Here is a 15,418-nt window from a genome sequence, read left to right as displayed (position 1 = left end):
CGCGATCGACCAGGAGCCCCCGGTGACCAGCACCTCCCAGACCGCCGTCCCCGCCGCCGACCAGCCGGCCGACGCCGGCACCCGCGCGCCGCTCGTCTTCGGCGGCGTCCCCGAGGCCGAGGGCTTCGCGCGGGTCCCGATCACCGCCCGCGACCGGGTGCACTTCCGGGTCGACCGCGACCTGCCGCTGGCCGCGTTCCGCGCCGACCTGCCCGACGGCGTCACGGTCAGCCACGACGAGGGCGAGGGGCTCTACCGCGTCGACGGCCCGTGCGGCCAGGGCCAGGTGCTCGCCGACTGGATCCGCGCCTGGTGCGCGGCCCGCGACGTCGCCACCGTGGGCCTGCGCGCCGAGGCCGGCGTCCGCCGCCGGGCGCCGCGCGACCTGCCGCCGGCCTTCCTCGAGGACCTGTGCCGGCACTACCAGCCGGTCAGCCTCAAGCGGCTGCAGCGCAACACGAGCACCCTGCGGCTCCACGTGCCGGATCCGGACGACCTGCACCAGCAGGTCGCCGAGTGGATCCTCAAGGCGGTCGGCCAGTACGACGAGACCAAGGGCGTCCCGTTCGGCGCCTTCCTCGCCACCCAGCTGTCCAAGTGGGTGCACGACCTGGGCCGCAACGCACACGGTCGCACCGCCGCCGACACCGAGAACCGGCAGCAGAAGGCGATCGCCGCCTTCCAGGCCGAGCACAACCGCCGGCCCACCGAGCGGGAGCTCGCCGCCTACATGGGGCAGAGCGTGGCCACGCTGCGGCGCAACTCGCAGACGGTGGCCACCCTCAACGGCCTGCGCAACCTGCAGTCCCTCGACGGCGGCCCGGACGCAGCCGAGGTGCTGCTGCCCGACTCCAGCGAGGCGCCCGACCAGATCATGGACGAGGCGGAGCAGACGCTGCTGTCGCACGCGCTGACCGCGGCCTGCGCCCCCGACCCGACGGCCGCGCGCGGTCAGCGGGCCGCGCAGCCGAACGTCCTGGGCTGGGCCACCTGGTACCTGACCACCTGGGGCGGGCAGACCAAGACCCAGGTGTCGGCGGACCTCGGGACCTCGGTGCGCAACATGAACGTGCACGCCGACCGCGTCGAGCGGGCCCTCAAGGACCGGCTCGCCGAGCTGTCCGAGTGACGCGCGGGTAAACGGCCCGAAGACGTCCGGTCCACCGGGGTCCAACCCGGCCCCGGACTGCCGATATCGAGGACGTGACCGCGAGTCCCCGCTGCACCGCCGCCCGGGGCGCGCAGACGCCGACGGGGGGAGGTGTGCGGTGAGCGTGCTCCCTGCGGGCGACCCCGCTGTCGTGCTGCTCCCGCACTGGCTCTCCGGTGCCGACCGCGAGCTGCTGGCCGGCGTCGTGCGCGCCGCCGTCGAGCGGCCCGGCGTCCACCCGGTCGCCGCCGTCCACCTCGCCGACGTCCTCACCGAGCTGCACGTGGCCGCCGCCCGCGACGCCGTCTGGCCCGGTCCCGCCGCGCGCGTCCGCCGGGTCACCGGCTGGGCCGAGGACGTCCTGCCGGTGCGGCTGTCGGCCGCCGAGCTCGACAGCGTCCTCGGCCTGGCCGAGCTGCCGACCGGCCTGCGCGCGGCCCTCGGGGGTCGCCGCCCGTGACGCCCGGGCGCCCCGGTCGCTCCGCGTCGGGCCTGCTGCAGCGGCTGCGCCCGGCGCCGGTCGCCGTCGACGACGTCCGCGCCGCCGCCGACGCGGTGCTGCCGGGCCTGGCCACCGGCGGCCTGCGCGCCGCCGTGCTCGCCGACCCCGCCCGCGGGCCGGTGCTGGTCCTGGCCGAGGACGAGCGCCGCGTGCGGGTGCCCCTGCACGATCTCGCCGAGGACATGACCGACGCCGGCGTGGCCCCGACCGCCGACGGCGTCGCCGCCGCGCTCACCGCCTTCGTCGCCGACCGCCCGGTCAGCGACGCCGCGGCCGCCGGCGCCGGCGTCGCCGTCCTCGACTGGACCGGCCCGGGGTGCACCGACGTCGGCTGGCGGGTCGTCGTCCGCCGCGGGGACCGCGCCGTCGCCTGGACGCCGTCGGACCGCGCCGACGCCGCCGTGGTGGCCCGCACCCGCACCGCCGCCACCGCGCGCGCCGCCGAGGCCGGGGGCGTGCTCCGCGTCGAGGGGCCGGTGGCGCTGTGGTCGCACCCCGGCGCGCCGGTGCTCGCCACGGCCGCGCTGGCCGATCCCGAGCGGCTGCTCGGGCGGATCGCCGACGCCGGGCTGCGGCTGGCCGAGCCGCACGTCGTCGTCACGCCCCTGCGGCCGCTGGCGTGCGCCTCCCCGGGCGTGACCGACCGCCTGGCCGGGCTGACCGGCGAGGCGTGCGTGCGCCTGCCCTGGGCCGCCCTGTCCGACCTCGGCTGGCTCTAGCGCTCCCCGGCCCGCCGAGATCACGTGATCTCGGCGTCGCAGGGCCCTCCACATGCCGAGATCACGTGATCTCGGCACAGCGGGAGCGGTCCGCTAGGCCAGGTGACCGAACTCCCAGTGCCAGGGCTCGGGCTTCTCGCCGCCGGGCCGCGCCCAGTCGGGGTTGACGAAGCCGAACTGCCCGGCGTGCTCGGTCATCCACGTCCACTGCGGCGTGCCGGCGACGTTCACCCCGCCGCACAGGTCCACCGCCAGCGCCCAGCCGTGGTTCGACGTCCCCGGCACCGCGGCCAGCGCCGGCTTGCGGCGGAAGGCGTCCACCTGCGCGGCCATCGACCGGTAGGAGTCGGTGGTGCACAGGGGGCTGCCGAACGCCGCCTCGTAGGCCCGGGCCAGCGCGGCGTAGCCGGCCGCGGCGTCGCAGCGCAGCGCGTGGCCGCGGGCGATGGGGCACAGCGCCTCGGCGGGGATCCGGCCGTTGGACCAGCCTCCCCACGCGGGGCTCACCGGCCCGACCGGGGCCGGGGGCGCGCCGCAGGCCCCGCGGCCGGACGCCGACGCCGGCAGCGGCGCGTTCGGCGCCGCGGGCGCGGGCAGGGTGACCCGCACGGCGCGGGCGTCCTCGGGCATCGCGCGGACGCCGACCTGGTAGGTGGCCGCCGAGGCGCCGAGCACCTCGCCGTCGCCGAGGTGGACGGCGACGTCCGCGCCGCCGTCGGAGACGACCAGGTCGCCCACCTGCAGCTGCGAGGCGGGCACGACGGTCGCCGCGGCCCACTGCTCCGCGGCGGCGGCCGGCAGGTCGTAGCCGGCGAGCAGCCAGGCGGAGGCGGTGAGCCCGCCGCAGTCGAAGGCGTCCGGGCCGGTGGCGCCGGCGGCGTACGGCCGGCCCAGCCGGGACAGCGCGCTGCTCACCGCGGCGACGGTCTCGGCCGGCAGCACGGTCACCGGCCGGTTGCCGACGACCGCCCACGCCACGCCGGGGACGGCCTGGCCGGCGGCGTCCAGCGCGGGGGAGAAGCCGTCGGGCAGCGTCGCCGGATCGGCGAGCTCGGCCGCGGACGGCGGCTCGACGCCCGCCGACGCCAGGCCGGCGAGGTAGGCCTGCCAGCGCTGCAGCGCGGCGGTGTTGCGCTCCTGCTGCGCGCCGGCGGCCGGGACGGTGCCCAGCGCGGCCAGCTGCGCGGAGACGTCGAGGCCGAGGTCGTCCACGGTCGCGCGGACGCCGGCCAGCACGGTGCGGGCCTGCGCCGCGGCGGTGTCGACGGCGTCCTGCGCGGCGGCCACCCGTCCTGCGGCGTCCCGCGCGGCGGCCGCGGCGCGCTCGGCGCGGACGACGGCGCTCTCCCGCTGCTGCGCGGCGCGGTCCGCCAGGGCCTGGCGGTAGAGGACGTCGCCGGTGGTCGCGGGTGCGGCGGCGGACAGGCCGAGGACCGGCATGCGGGTCCGCGCGGAGGCGCGGTACAGGTCGGCCGCGGCGGAGCCGACGGTGACCTGCTCGGCGGCGACGGCGGCGCGGGCGGCCTGCTCGGCCGCGACGGCGGCCTGCAGCTCGGCCCGCCGGGTGGCGACCTCGGCCTGCAGCCGGCGGTAGGCGTCGGCGTCCTGCAGCAGGGTGCTGCGGGCGGCGAGGGCCAGGCCCGCCGGGTCGGCAGCCACGGTGGCCGAGCCGGGCGCGGAGGTGGCCGGGGCGAGCAGGACGGTGAGGACCGGCACGAGCAGCGTGGCCAGGCCGACGACCAGCAGCCGGGTGCGCCAGGGACCGCGCTCGCGCGGCGCCCGGGCGGCGGGCCGGCGGCGGGCGGGCTGCTTCCGGCGCTTCTTCGTCGCGGTGCCGGTGCCGGCGCGGCGGGCGGGACCCGGGGCGCCGGTGGCGGCGCGGGCGGCGAGCAGGGCGCGCAGCGCCTCGGCCTCGCGGGCGGTGAGCTCGCGGCGCGGAGCGGTGCGGGGAGGAGCCGTGCGCGCGGGGGCGGGCGTGCGTGGTGCGGGCACGGCGGCGTCCCCCGGGCGGTCTCGATCGGCTGGCCGCGCTCCGGCGTGGAGCGCTCGCCGTCAGATCGACCGCCCGGGGGACCCGGAGGAGGGACGGGAGGGGAGGTCTCACCCCGACGGGGGAGGGGATGCGCCCGCCCGGGGGACCGGGCGGGCGCGCCGTGCACCTCCGCGGAACCGCACCGAGGGATCAGCGGTCGGGCGGCCACCAGGCACCGTGCCGCGCCACCAGCGGGATGCGGTGCTCCGCACCGTCCTCGGTGACCACGACCAGCTCCACGGCGGTGATCGGCACCGGCCGGTCGTCGTCGTCGCGCAGCAGCCGCCCGGTGGCCAGCGGGATCGGGGGCAGGACCAGCAGGTCCTCGCCGGGCGGCTCGCTGCCCATCGACGACGTCGTCAGCGCTCGGCCAGCGGGACGAACGCCCGCTCGGTCTCACCGGTGTAGACCTGCCGCGGGCGGCCGATCTTCGTCGTCGGGTCGGCGATCATCTCCCGCCACTGCGCGATCCACCCGGGCAGCCGGCCCAGCGCGAACAGCACGGTGAACATCCGGGTCGGGAAGCCCATCGCCCGGTAGATCAGCCCGGTGTAGAAGTCGACGTTCGGGTAGAGCTTGCGCTCGACGAAGTAGTCGTCGGACAGCGCGATCTCCTCGAGCTGGCGGGCGAGGTCGAGCAGCTGGTTGTCCCCGCCGAGCTTGTCGAGCACGGCGTCGGCGGTCTGCTTCACGATCGCCGCGCGCGGGTCGTAGTTCTTGTAGACCCGGTGCCCGAAGCCCATGAGCTTGACGCCGGGCTCCTTCTTCTTCACCCGCTCGACGAACCGGTCGATGTCCCCACCGTCGCGCTGGATCGCCTCGAGCATCTCCAGCACCGACTGGTTGGCCCCACCGTGCAGCGGCCCGAACAGCGCGTTGATGCCGGCCGACACCGAGGCGAAGAGGTTGGCGTGCGAGGAGCCGACCAGCCGCACCGTCGACGTCGAGCAGTTCTGCTCGTGGTCGGCGTGCAGCACGAAGAGCATGTCGAGGGCGGCGGCGAGGTCGGGGTCGACCTCGTAGGGCTCGGCGGGGAAGCCGAAGGTCATCCGCAGGAAGTTCTCGACCAGGCCCAGCGAGTTGTCCGGGTAGAGGAACGGCTGGCCGACCGACTTCTTGTACGCGTAGGCCGCGATCGTGGGCAGCTTGGCCAGCAGCCGGACGGTGGAGATCTCCACGTGCTGCGGGTCGAAGGGGTCCAGCGAGTCCTGGTAGAAGGTCGACAGGGCGCTGACCGCCGAGGACAGCACCGGCATCGGGTGCGCGTCGCGCGGGAAGCCCTGGAAGAACTGCTTGAGGTCCTCGTGCAGCAGGGTGTGCCGGCGCAGCTTGTCGTCGAAGGCGGCCAGCTGGTCGGCCGTGGGCAGCTCGCCGTAGATCAGCAGGTAGGTGACCTCGAGGAAGCTGGCCTTCCCGGCGAGCTGGTCGATCGGGTAGCCGCGGTAGCGCAGGACGCCCGCGTCGCCGTCGATGTAGGTGATCTCCGACGTGCACGAGGCGGTGTTCACGAAGCCGACGTCCAGGGCCACCTGCCCCGTGGTCGTCAGGAGCTTGGAGACGTCGAGCCCGGAGGGGCCCTCCGACGCCGGGACCGTGCGCAGCGGGAGGTCACCTCCCCGGTGCCGGAGGGATACCTCGGGGGTGCTGGCTGTCTCGGTCATGGTGGTCCGACGCTACTGGCGTCGGGCCCCGAGGACGACAGGGACCGTCCCCCCGACGGGGTGGGCCGGGTCCCCGGCCCACCCCGGACGGTCAGGGGTGGGTCATCGAGAGGACGTCGAGGGCCTCGTCGAGCTGGGCCTCGGTGAGCTCGCCCTGCTCGACGTAGCCGCGCTCGAGCACCACCTGGCGGATCGTCTTCTGCTCGGCCAGCGACTGCTTGGCGACCTTCGCGGCCTCCTCGTAGCCGATGTACTTGTTCAGCGGCGTCACGATGGACGGCGAGGACTCGGCGTAGGTCCGGCACTGCTCGACGTTGGCGACGATCCCGTCGACGCAGCGGTCGGCCAGGATCCGGCTGACGTTGGCCAGCAGGCGGATCGACTCGAGCACGTTGCGGGCCATGAGCGGCAGCGTCACGTTGAGCTCGAAGACGCCGGTGGTGCCGGCGTAGGTGACCGCCGCGTCGTTGCCGATCACCTGGGCGGCGACCTGGATGACCGCCTCGGGGATCACCGGGTTCACCTTGCCGGGCATGATCGAGCTGCCCGGCTGCAGGTCGGGCAGCTGGATCTCGCCGAGGCCGGTGCGCGGGCCCGAGCCCATCCACCGCAGGTCGTTGGCGATCTTCACCAGGCCGACGGCGATCGTCTTGAGCTGGCCGGAGGCCTCGACGAGCGAGTCCCGCGAGCTCTGCGCCTCGAAGTGGTTGCGCGCCTCGGACAACGGCAGGTCCAGCTCCGCGGCGAGCGTGTCGATGATGGCCGCCGCGAACCCGGGCGGGGTGTTGATGCCGGTGCCGACGGCGGTGCCGCCCAGCGGCAGCTCGCCGATGCGCGGCAGCGAGGCCTCGAGCCGCTCGACGCCGTACCGGACGGCCGCGGCGTAGCCGCCGAACTCCTGGCCGAGGGTGACCGGGGTGGCGTCCATGAGGTGGGTGCGGCCGCTCTTCACGACCTCGGCGAACTCCGACTCCTTGCGGGTGAGGGAGGACTCGAGGTGGCGCAGGGCCGGGACGAGGTCGCGCACGATCGCCCGGGTGGCGGCCACGTGGATGGCCGAGGGGAAGACGTCGTTGGACGACTGCGAGGCGTTGACGTGGTCGTTCGGGTGCACCGGAGTGCCGGCGGCCTCGGTGGCGAGGGTCGCGATGACCTCGTTGGTGTTCATGTTGCTCGACGTCCCCGAGCCGGTCTGGAAGACGTCGATGGGGAAGTGCTCGTCCCACGTCCCGGAGGCCACCTCGGCGGCGGCCGCGGCGATCGCCCGCGCGACCTCGCCGTCGAGCACGCCGAGGTCGGCGTTGACGCGGGCGGCGGCGCCCTTGATGGCGGCCAGCGCGGCGATGAGCTCGCGCTCGATGGGGGTGCCGGAGATGGGGAAGTTCTCCACGGCGCGCTGCGTCTGGGCCCGCCACTTGGCCCACGCGGGGACACGGACCTCCCCCATGGAGTCGTGCTCGACGCGGTAGTCCTGCTCGGTGGCCACGCTGGCTCCCGTGTGGTGTCGGTGGGATCGGTGCTGCACGCGTGACCCTAGAAGGGCCCCGTCGACCCCACTGCCCGCAGGCCCGGAGTGGGACCCGGAACGGGACCGCCCCAGGTCCTACCGTGCGGCGACCGCCGACGGCCCGAGGAGGCCCCGTGACCCACCCGCATCCCCCGGACGCGCCCGGCACCGTCCCCGTGGGCGGCTGGACGCCGTGGGGCACCTGGGACCCCACCGCCGGCCGGGCACCCGTCGTCCCGCCGCCGGCGCCGGTCGCGGGACCCGCGCCGGCCTCGCGCGTGCTCCCCGCCGCCCTGCTCGCGGGCGGCCTCCCCCTCGGGCTGGTGCTCGCCGCCGTCCTCGGCGCGCTGGTGCTCCGCGGCGCCGCGGACGACGCCGGCCGCGCGGCCGGCGCGGCGATGGGCGAGGCGGTCGGGGAGGTCCTCTACGGCGGCGTGCCCCCCGGGTCCTCCTGGACCGGGAGCGTGCTCGGCGAGGTCGAGCAGTCCGAGCCGGTGCCGCCCGGCGTCCTCGGGTCCGACCCCGTCCTCGACGCCCACGCCCAGGGCTGCTTCGACGGCGACCTGCAGGCCTGCGACGACCTGTTCGCCGAGTCGCCGCCGCTGTCGGAGTACGAGGAGTACGCGCTCACCTGCGGCGGCCGCGTGAAGGCGTGGTCGGTGCCGCTGTGCACCGACCTCGACTGACGGCGACCGTCACCTGCCGGTGCTGGTCGCCGCCACCCGGTCCCCCTAGCCTGACCAGCGCATCTACCTGAACCGAGGAGTCCGCACCATGTCCCAGCCGCCGTACCCGCCGCCGGGCGGCAACGACCCCCGGGGCGAGCAGCCCGGCCGGCAGGGGTGGGGGCAGTCCGACGACCCGACGAGGCAGTCCGGTCAGCCGGCGCCCCCCACGTCCCAGTTCCAGCCGGGCCAGTACGGCCAGCCGGGCGGGCGCGACCAGACCTGGCCCTTCGCCCAGCCCGGTCAGCAGCCCCACGGCCAGCCGGGCCAGGACCCGACGCAGCAGTTCGGGCAGCAGCCCTACGGCCAGCAGCCGTACGGCCAGCCCGGCTACGACCCGGGCCAGCAGTACGGGCAGCAGGCCTACGACCCGAACCAGCAGTACGGCCAGCAGCCCTACGGCCAGTACGGGCAGCCCGGCTACGAGCCGAACCAGCAGTACGGCCAGCAGCCCTACGGGCAGCCGGGCTACGGCCGGCCGCAGCAGAAGGGGGGCAAGAAGAACGTCGTCATCGCGTCGGTGATCGCCGGCGTGCTGCTGCTCGCGGCCGCGGCCGTCGGGCTGTTCTTCCTGCTCCGCGACGACGACGGCTCGACCGTCGCCGACCCGACGCGCACCAGCACCTCCTCGTCCGCGTCCGGCTCGTCGTCCTCGGGCCCGTCCTCGTCGTCGGGCTCGTCGAGCAGTTCCTCGTCGTCCCCGCCGTCCTCGTCGTCCTCGACGTCGTCCGGCGGAGGGGGCGGCGGTGCGGGGTCGACCTCGGCGCCGGTGCCGCCGCAGGGCCTCGGGGAGGACCCGGACGGCGAGTTCCAGCCGCTGGCCGAGGCCTGCTTCGCCGGTGACTTCGCCGCCTGCGACGACCTGTGGATCGGCACGCCGGTCGACTCGGCGTACGAGGAGTACGCGGGCACCTGCGCCGGCCGGGTGGGCTACCAGGCCGGCACCTGCGAGTCGCGGCTCGGTGCGGGCACGCCGGAGCCGCAGAGCGACCCGGTCCCGCCGCAGGGCCTCGGGGAGGACCCGGACGGCGAGTTCCAGCCGCTGGCCGACGGCTGCTTCGCCGGTGACTGGGCGGCCTGCGACGACCTGTGGGGCGCCTCCCCGTCGGACTCGCAGTGGGAGCAGTACGCCGGCACCTGCGCCGGCCGGGTGACCTACGAGGTCGCCAACTGCCAGGGCCGGCTCGGCTGACCCCGGTCCCGTGGACGCACGACGGCCCCGGGGCGAGCGCCCCGGGGCCGTCGTGCGTCTACTCCTCGTCGGAGCGGTCGAAGGGCACGGCCGAGTAGGCCCGCAGCTTCTCCAGCGAGTGCAGGCTGTCGATCGAGCGGATGGTGCCCGAGCGCGAGCGCATGACCAGCGACTGCGTGGTGCAGCCGCCGGCGCGGTACTGGACGCCGCGCAGCAGCTCGCCGTCGGTGATGCCGGTGGCGACGAAGAAGACGTCGCCGCGCACCAGGTCGTCGATGGTGAGCACGCGGTCGAGGTCGTGGCCGGCGTCGACCGCCTTCTGCCGCTCCTCGTCGTCCTTGGGCCACAGCCGGCCCTGCAGCGCACCGCCCATGCACTTGAGCGCGCAGGCGGCGATGATCCCCTCCGGCGTGCCGCCGATGCCCATGAGCAGGTCGACGCCGGTGCCCTCGCGGGCGGCGGCGATCGCGCCGGCGACGTCGCCGTCGGTGATGAACCTGATGCGGGCGCCGGCCTCGCGGACCTCGTGCACAAGCTGGTCGTGCCGCGGCCGGTCGAGGATGCAGACGGTGACGTCCTCCACCCGACCGTGCTTGGCCCTGGCCACCCGCCGGACGTTCTCGGCGACCGGCGCGGTGATGTCGACGACGTCGGCGGCGGCCGGACCGGTGGCGATCTTCTCCATGTAGAAGACGGCCGACGGGTCGTACATGGCGCCGCGGTCGGCCACCGCCATGACGGCGATGGCGTTGGGCATGCCCTTGGCCATGAGGGTGGTGCCGTCGATGGGGTCGACGGCCACGTCGCACTCGGGGCCGTAGCCGTCGCCGACCTGCTCGCCGTTGTAGAGCATCGGCGCCTGGTCCTTCTCGCCCTCGCCGATGACGACGACGCCGCGCATGCTCACCGTGCCGATGAGCGCCCGCATGGCGTCGACGGCGGCGCCGTCGCCGCCGTTCTTGTCGCCGCGGCCGACCCAGCGGCCCGCGGCCATCGCGGCGGCCTCGGTGACGCGCACCAGCTCGAGCGCGAGGTTGCGGTCGGGCGCCGGGCGGTCGGTGCGGAAGGTGCTCTGGCGGGGGGCGGGTGGCACGGGTCCGTCGGGTACGGGCAGGGTCACGGGACCTCCTGAGTCCGGCACCGTTGCCGGTGCCCACCGCCCGCGACCCGTCCCCGAGCCGGTCGGGCGCGCGGGGCCGTCCGGAAGCGGGGCGGCGGGGTTGTGGATCGGTGCTGCGATCCTAGGGGCATGACCAGTTCCGGCCCGTCGGGTCAGCAGGCCCCCGAGGAGCAGCCGCCCCCGGCGCCGACCGCCGCGGAGCGCGCGAACCGGATGAGCGCGGCCAACATGCTCCGGTCGCTGCTGCCGCTGGTGGTCATCGTCCTGCTCGTCGCCGGCTGGGTCGCCTTCCGGCAGGGCGGCACCGACCCGGTCCGCCCGATCGACCCGACCAGCAGCGTCCGGCTCGCCGCCGAGCGGGCGTCCTACACCGTCGAGGTGCCCGCCCAGCTGCCCGACGGCTACCGGCCGACCAGCGCGCGCACCGACGCCGCGGACGCCGGCGACGGGGAGCCGGTGACCCTGGAGATCGGCTACGTCACCCCGTCGGACGAGTACGCGGGCTTCCTCACCACCGACGACCCCGACGCCGACCGGCTGACCACCGTCCTCGACGGCGCGGAGGACGACGGCAGCGTCGACCTGGCCGGGCGCAGCTGGACCCGGCTGACCAACGGGCGCGGGGAGACCGTGCTGTCCCTGGAGACCGGGGACGTGACCACCGTGGTCACCGGCTCGGCCGGCGACGACGAGCTGGAGACCGTCGCCGCCGCCGTCGCGCCGGTCAGCGTCCCCAGCTGAGGCTCAGCCCTCCTGCTCGGCGGGCGCCGCGGCGGCCAGCCGCTCGCGGGCGCGGTCGAGCCAGTGCTGGCACAGCTGCGCGAGCTGCTCGCCGCGCTCCCACAGGCCGAGGGACTCCTCGAGGGTGAGGCCCCCGGCCTCGAGCCGGCGGACCACCTCGGCCAGCTCCTCGCGGGCCTGCTCGTAGGTCTGCGTCGGCTGCTCGGTCGTCGGCTCGCTCACGGCTCCCCATCCTGCCCGTCCACCCGGACGGCCAGCCGCCCGCCCGCCACGCGCACCGCCAGCCGCTCGCCGTCGGCCACCTCGGCGGGGTCGCGGACCAGGGCGCCGTCGGCCCGCTGCACCAGCGCGTAGCCGCGCTGCAGCGTCGCCTGCGGGGACAGCGCGGCCACCCGCGCGCGGGCGTGGTCGAGGTCGCGCTCGGCGGACTCGACGCGGTGGGTGAGCGTGCGGCGGGCCCGGTCGCGCAGCGCCGCGACGTCGTCGGCCCGGCCGTGCAGCAGCCGCTCGGGGTCGGCGAGCACCGGCCGGCTGCGGACGCTCTCCAGCCACCGCTCGGACTGCTCCAGGCGCACGGTGAGCAGGTGCCGGGCGCGGGCGCGCAGCCCGTCGACCAGCCGCCGCTGCTCGCCGATCTCGGGCACGACGCGGTGCGCGGCGTCGGTGGGGGTGGCCGCGCGGACGTCCGCGACGTGGTCGACCAGGGTGGTGTCGGTCTCGTGCCCGACGGCGGTGACCACCGGGGTGCGGCAGGCGGCGATGGCGCGGACCAGGCCCTCGTCGGAGAAGGGCAGCAGGTCCTCGACCGAGCCGCCGCCGCGGGCGATGACGATCACCTCGACCTCGGGGTCGCGGTCCAGCCGCTGCAGCCCGTCGATCACCGAGGCGGCGGCGTTCACGCCCTGCACCAGGCTGTGGTGGACGGCGAAGCGCACCGCGGGCCAGCGACGGCGGGCGGTGACCAGCACGTCCCGCTCGGCGGCGGAGTCCTTGCCGGTGACCAGCCCGACGACGGCGGGGGCGAAGGGCAGCGGGCGCTTGCGGGCGGGGTCGAACAGGCCCTCGGCGGTCAGCAGCCGGCGGATCCGCTCGATGCGGGCGAGCAGCTCACCGAGCCCGACGGCGCGGATCTCGGTGGCGCGCAGCGAGAACGAGCCGCGTGCGATGTAGTAGTCCGGCCGCGCGCGGACGATGACGCGGGCACCCTCGGTGAGCTCCAGGCCGGGCCGGTCGGCGACGTCGCGGGCGCAGGTGACCGGCACCGAGAGGTCGGCGGCGGGGTCGCGCAGGGTGAGGAACACGGTCGCGGCGCCGCTGCGCCGGTTGAGCTGGGCGACCTGCCCCTCGACCCAGACCTCGCCGAGGCGGCCGATCCACTCGGCGACCTTGCGGGCCACCGTCCGCACCGGCCAGGGCGACTCGGGGGACGAGGGCGCACTCACGGTCCCGAGGGTGCCAGGCGGGCCCGACGGCCCCGCCCGGCACCCCGGGGTTCACCCCCGCGGCTGCAGGGGGCTGGTCTCGACGGCCTGCTGCTCGAGCTTCTCCAGCCGGTTGCGCAGCATCGTCAGGAACGGCGCCCGCGCGCGGGTGGCCTCCTCGTAGGCGAGCAGGTCCGACACCGTGGCCAGCTGGTAGCCGCGCAGCCGGCCGCGCAGCTGGGCAACGGTGAAGGAGTCGTAGCCCTCGATCGGGGCGGCCCCGGCGGCCTGCGAGCCGGACAGCTCGCTGCCGCCCTGGGCGTCGTCGGTGGGGGCGGCGGAGTCCCCGCCGACGGCGTCGACGGCCGCGCCCTCCGCGATCGCCGCGTCCTCCTCGGCGGTGTCGGCGCCGCCGACGTCGGTGCGCACCCCGGTGGCGGCGGCGACGGTCGTGCCGCCCTCGTCGGTGGCCTCGGCCGGCTCGGGCTCGACCGTGTCGGTGGCCGCGCCGCTGTCCTCGCCGGGCGCGGGCTCGCCGCCGTCCTCGGGGGCGACGACGCCCTCCTCGGTGACGGTGCCCTCGACCGTGGTGACCTGCCCGTCGGGCGTGATGACGTCGACCTCGGTCGCGACGTCCGCGGCCGCGGCCGCGTCGGCCTCCGTGTCCTCCCCCAGCACGCCGGCGTCGGCGCCCCCGGCGGTGTCGTCGGCGAGGCCGATGTCGGTGTCGGCCACGCCGGAGTCCGCGGCGTCGGGCAGCACCGTGTCGTCGGTGCCCACGTCCGGGGCGCCGGCCAGCTCACCGACCGGGGAGCCGCCCGGGTCGCTGGCGGCCGGGGTGTCCGCCGGGGCGGCCGCGGTGCCGGCGGGGGAGTCGGTGCCGGCGGGGGAGTCGGTGCCCTCGGCCTCGAGCAGCGCGCTCTCCAGGGCGTCCTCGGCGGTCAGCGCGGAGTCGGCGGCGTCGAGCGCGGACGCGGCCTCCTCGGCGCCCAGCACCTCGTCGTTGACGTCCTCGACGGCGGCGACGACCGCGGCGGGGGACGGCTCCGGGGGCAGCCCGGCGAGCTCGTCGTCGACCAGGCCGGCCGCGTCCGTGTCGACGTCGACCTCCATGACGTCGACCTCCACGACGTCGACCTCCACGACGTCGGTGTCCGCGTCGCCGACGGTGTCGACGTCGGGGGCGCGGTCGAACGCGGAGTCGCGCAGCACGTCGATCGGCTGCGCCACGAGGGGAGCGCCGCCGGCGGCGGCCTCCTCGTCCTCGTCGAAGGTGGCCAGGCCCGGCTCGCGGTCGCCGCGCAGCCCGGTGAGGACCTCGTCGCCGCGGGCGACCAGCCCCGACCACTGCTGCTGCAGCTTCATCGCCGCCTGCAGCGCGATGCCGACGATGCGCACCGGCAGGCCCGGCAGCGTCTGCGGGAGGCTGCGGACGTCGTCGAGGACGGTGGCGGCCAGACCGACGGTGGCGCGGATCGGCTCCGGGATCTCACGGGACATGCGCCCAGCCTGCCGCAGCGCGCGTCGAACGGCACAGCGGCCGGTCCCCGGCCCACCCGGTCGGGCGGCGTGCGGCTCGTCACGCTCCCCGCGACGGCCGGGCCGGGGGCCCGGCGCCACCTACCATGGGGTCATGGCTGATCAGCGCGGACGGGTCCTGCTGGCCGATCCCCGGGGCTACTGTGCCGGTGTCGACCGGGCGGTGGTGGCCGTCGAGCGGGCCCTGGAGATCCACGGCGCCCCGGTGTACGTCCGCAAGCAGATCGTCCACAACAAGCACGTGGTGGCCACCCTCGAGCGACGCGGCGCCGTGTTCGTCGACGAGACCGACGAGGTGCCCGAGGGCGCCGTCGTCGTCTTCAGCGCCCACGGCGTCTCGCCGGCCGTGCACGAGGAGGCGAAGGCACGCTCGCTGCGCACCATCGACGCCACCTGCCCGCTGGTGAGCAAGGTCCACCAGGAGGCGAAGCGGTTCGCCAAGGAGGACTACGACATCCTCCTCATAGGCCACCGCGGGCACGAGGAGGTCGAGGGCACCTCCGGCGAGGCCCCCGAGCACATCCAGCTCGTCGACGGCCCCGACGACGTCGCGAACGTGCAGGTCCGCGACCCCGAGCGGGTCGTGTGGCTCTCGCAGACGACGCTGTCGGTCGACGAGACGCTCGCGACCGTCGACCAGCTGAGGACCCGGTTCCCCGGGCTGCAGTCCCCGCCGAGCGACGACATCTGCTACGCCACGCAGAACCGGCAGCAGGCGGTCAAGCAGATGGCCGGCGAGTGCGACCTGGTGATCGTCGTCGGCTCGACCAACTCGTCGAACTCGGTGCGGCTGGTCGAGGTGGCCCTGGAGGCCGGCGCCCGCGCCGCGTACCTGGTCGACTACGCCGCCGAGATCGACCCCGCGTGGCTGGAGGGCGTCGGCACCGTCGGCGTCACCAGCGGCGCGTCGGTGCCCGAGGTGCTGGTCGGCGAGGTGCTCGACCTCCTGGCCGAGCGCGGCTACCCCGACGTCGAGACGGTCAAGGCAGCCGAGGAGCGGCTGGTGTTCGCGCTGCCGCACGAGCTGCGTCCCAAGCGCGGCGAGACCGCCCGGCCCGTCCGCTAGCGCCCGAGACGCGGCGAGCCCCCTCCCGGCCGGGAGGGGGCTC

The 15,418-nt window shown here is 76.2% G+C and carries 15 protein-coding genes; 7 read left to right on the top strand and 8 right to left on the bottom strand.

Translation table 11 applies throughout. The annotated features are described in order from the left end of the window. Positions 1-22: 22 nt before the first annotated feature. The 3 genes from ACI796_RS18850 (at position 23) to ACI796_RS18840 (ending at position 2,371) form a co-directional block, all read left to right on the top strand. Positions 23-1,129: a flagellar biosynthesis protein FliA gene (locus ACI796_RS18850; RefSeq protein WP_456942755.1), complete on the top strand. Its 1,107-nt coding sequence runs from the start codon at positions 23-25 to the stop codon at positions 1,127-1,129. Positions 1,130-1,268: 139 nt separating this feature from the next. Beyond that, positions 1,269-1,610 (top strand): hypothetical protein, encoded by a 342-nt coding sequence (locus tag ACI796_RS18845; RefSeq protein ID WP_456942754.1) that lies wholly within the window; start codon positions 1,269-1,271, stop codon positions 1,608-1,610. Beyond that, positions 1,607-2,371 (top strand): hypothetical protein, encoded by a 765-nt coding sequence (locus ACI796_RS18840; protein WP_456942753.1) that lies wholly within the window; start codon positions 1,607-1,609, stop codon positions 2,369-2,371. Before ACI796_RS18845 ends, ACI796_RS18840 begins: the two co-directional genes overlap by 4 nt. Positions 2,372-2,464: 93 nt before the next feature. Here ACI796_RS18840 and ACI796_RS18835 read toward each other — a convergent pair whose 3' ends face one another. The 4 genes from ACI796_RS18835 to ACI796_RS18820 all read right to left on the bottom strand — a co-directional run bounded on the left by ACI796_RS18835 (position 2,465) and on the right by ACI796_RS18820 (position 7,550). Continuing rightward, positions 2,465-4,363, bottom strand: coding sequence for an NlpC/P60 family protein (locus tag ACI796_RS18835; RefSeq protein ID WP_456942752.1), 1,899 nt, complete (start codon positions 4,361-4,363; stop codon positions 2,465-2,467). A 190-nt stretch (positions 4,364-4,553) separates the two neighbouring features. Then, a complete protein-coding gene (locus tag ACI796_RS18830) occupies positions 4,554-4,751 on the bottom strand; it encodes a hypothetical protein (protein ID WP_387993914.1) in 198 nt (65 codons plus the stop codon). Between the two features lie 11 nt (positions 4,752-4,762). Further along, on the bottom strand, positions 4,763-6,064 hold the full coding sequence (locus ACI796_RS18825; protein WP_456942751.1) for a citrate synthase: 1,302 nt from the start codon (positions 6,062-6,064) through the stop codon (positions 4,763-4,765). A 91-nt stretch (positions 6,065-6,155) separates the two neighbouring features. After that, a complete protein-coding gene (locus ACI796_RS18820; protein ID WP_456942750.1) occupies positions 6,156-7,550 on the bottom strand; it encodes a class II fumarate hydratase in 1,395 nt (464 codons plus the stop codon). 155 nt (positions 7,551-7,705) lie between these two features. On the opposite strand from ACI796_RS18820, the gene ACI796_RS18815 reads away from it, so the two are divergent. After that, the gene (locus ACI796_RS18815; RefSeq protein ID WP_456942749.1) at positions 7,706-8,257 is read left to right on the top strand and encodes a hypothetical protein; all 552 of its coding nucleotides are present in this window, start codon (positions 7,706-7,708) and stop codon (positions 8,255-8,257) included. Positions 8,258-8,345: 88 nt separating this feature from the next. Further along, on the top strand, positions 8,346-9,488 hold the full coding sequence (locus ACI796_RS18810) for a hypothetical protein (protein ID WP_456942748.1): 1,143 nt from the start codon (positions 8,346-8,348) through the stop codon (positions 9,486-9,488). Positions 9,489-9,546: 58 nt separating this feature from the next. Here the strand turns inward: ACI796_RS18810 and glpX are convergent, their stop codons facing one another. Beyond that, on the bottom strand, positions 9,547-10,581 hold the full coding sequence (gene glpX, locus ACI796_RS18805) for a class II fructose-bisphosphatase (RefSeq protein ID WP_456942747.1): 1,035 nt from the start codon (positions 10,579-10,581) through the stop codon (positions 9,547-9,549). 156 nt (positions 10,582-10,737) lie between these two features. Between glpX and ACI796_RS18800 the strand changes: the two genes are divergently transcribed. Further along, complete coding sequence (locus ACI796_RS18800; protein WP_456942746.1) at positions 10,738-11,349, top strand: DUF4245 domain-containing protein; 612 nt, start codon at positions 10,738-10,740, stop codon at positions 11,347-11,349. A 3-nt stretch (positions 11,350-11,352) separates the two neighbouring features. On the opposite strand, the gene ACI796_RS18795 is transcribed toward ACI796_RS18800, so the two are convergent. From ACI796_RS18795 to ACI796_RS18785, 3 genes are read right to left on the bottom strand one after another with little or no spacing between them, the layout of a single operon-like run. Beyond that, positions 11,353-11,571 carry an exodeoxyribonuclease VII small subunit gene (locus ACI796_RS18795; protein WP_456942745.1) on the bottom strand — a complete coding sequence of 73 codons (219 nt, stop codon included), beginning with the start codon at positions 11,569-11,571 and terminating at the stop codon, positions 11,353-11,355. Continuing rightward, positions 11,568-12,791, bottom strand: coding sequence for an exodeoxyribonuclease VII large subunit (gene xseA / locus ACI796_RS18790; protein ID WP_456942744.1), 1,224 nt, complete (start codon positions 12,789-12,791; stop codon positions 11,568-11,570). The genes ACI796_RS18795 and xseA overlap by 4 nt, the downstream gene beginning before the upstream one ends. A gap of 51 nt (positions 12,792-12,842) precedes the next feature. Beyond that, a complete protein-coding gene (locus ACI796_RS18785; protein WP_456942743.1) occupies positions 12,843-14,270 on the bottom strand; it encodes a hypothetical protein in 1,428 nt (475 codons plus the stop codon). Positions 14,271-14,403: 133 nt separating this feature from the next. Here ACI796_RS18785 and ACI796_RS18780 point away from each other — a divergent pair, with 133 nt between their 5' ends. Next, the gene (locus ACI796_RS18780; protein WP_456942742.1) at positions 14,404-15,375 is read left to right on the top strand and encodes a 4-hydroxy-3-methylbut-2-enyl diphosphate reductase; all 972 of its coding nucleotides are present in this window, start codon (positions 14,404-14,406) and stop codon (positions 15,373-15,375) included. Positions 15,376-15,418 lie beyond the last annotated feature (43 nt).

This window comes from Geodermatophilus sp. SYSU D00525 (assembly GCF_054050475.1).
This window is presented reverse-complemented; position numbering and strand designations above follow the sequence as displayed.

Excerpts from the sequence above, each read along its gene's own strand:
- ACI796_RS18830 (WP_387993914.1), bottom strand. The coding sequence starts at position 4,751 with ATGGGCAGCGAGCCGCCCGGCGAGGACCTGCTGGTCCTGCCCCCGATC.
- ACI796_RS18825 (WP_456942751.1), bottom strand. The coding sequence starts at position 6,064 with ATGACCGAGACAGCCAGCACCCCCGAGGTATCCCTCCGGCACCGGGGA.
- ACI796_RS18810 (WP_456942748.1), top strand. The coding sequence starts at position 8,346 with ATGTCCCAGCCGCCGTACCCGCCGCCGGGCGGCAACGACCCCCGGGGC.
- ACI796_RS18800 (WP_456942746.1), top strand. The coding sequence starts at position 10,738 with ATGACCAGTTCCGGCCCGTCGGGTCAGCAGGCCCCCGAGGAGCAGCCG.
- ACI796_RS18785 (WP_456942743.1), bottom strand. The coding sequence starts at position 14,270 with ATGTCCCGTGAGATCCCGGAGCCGATCCGCGCCACCGTCGGTCTGGCC.
- ACI796_RS18780 (WP_456942742.1), top strand. The coding sequence starts at position 14,404 with ATGGCTGATCAGCGCGGACGGGTCCTGCTGGCCGATCCCCGGGGCTAC.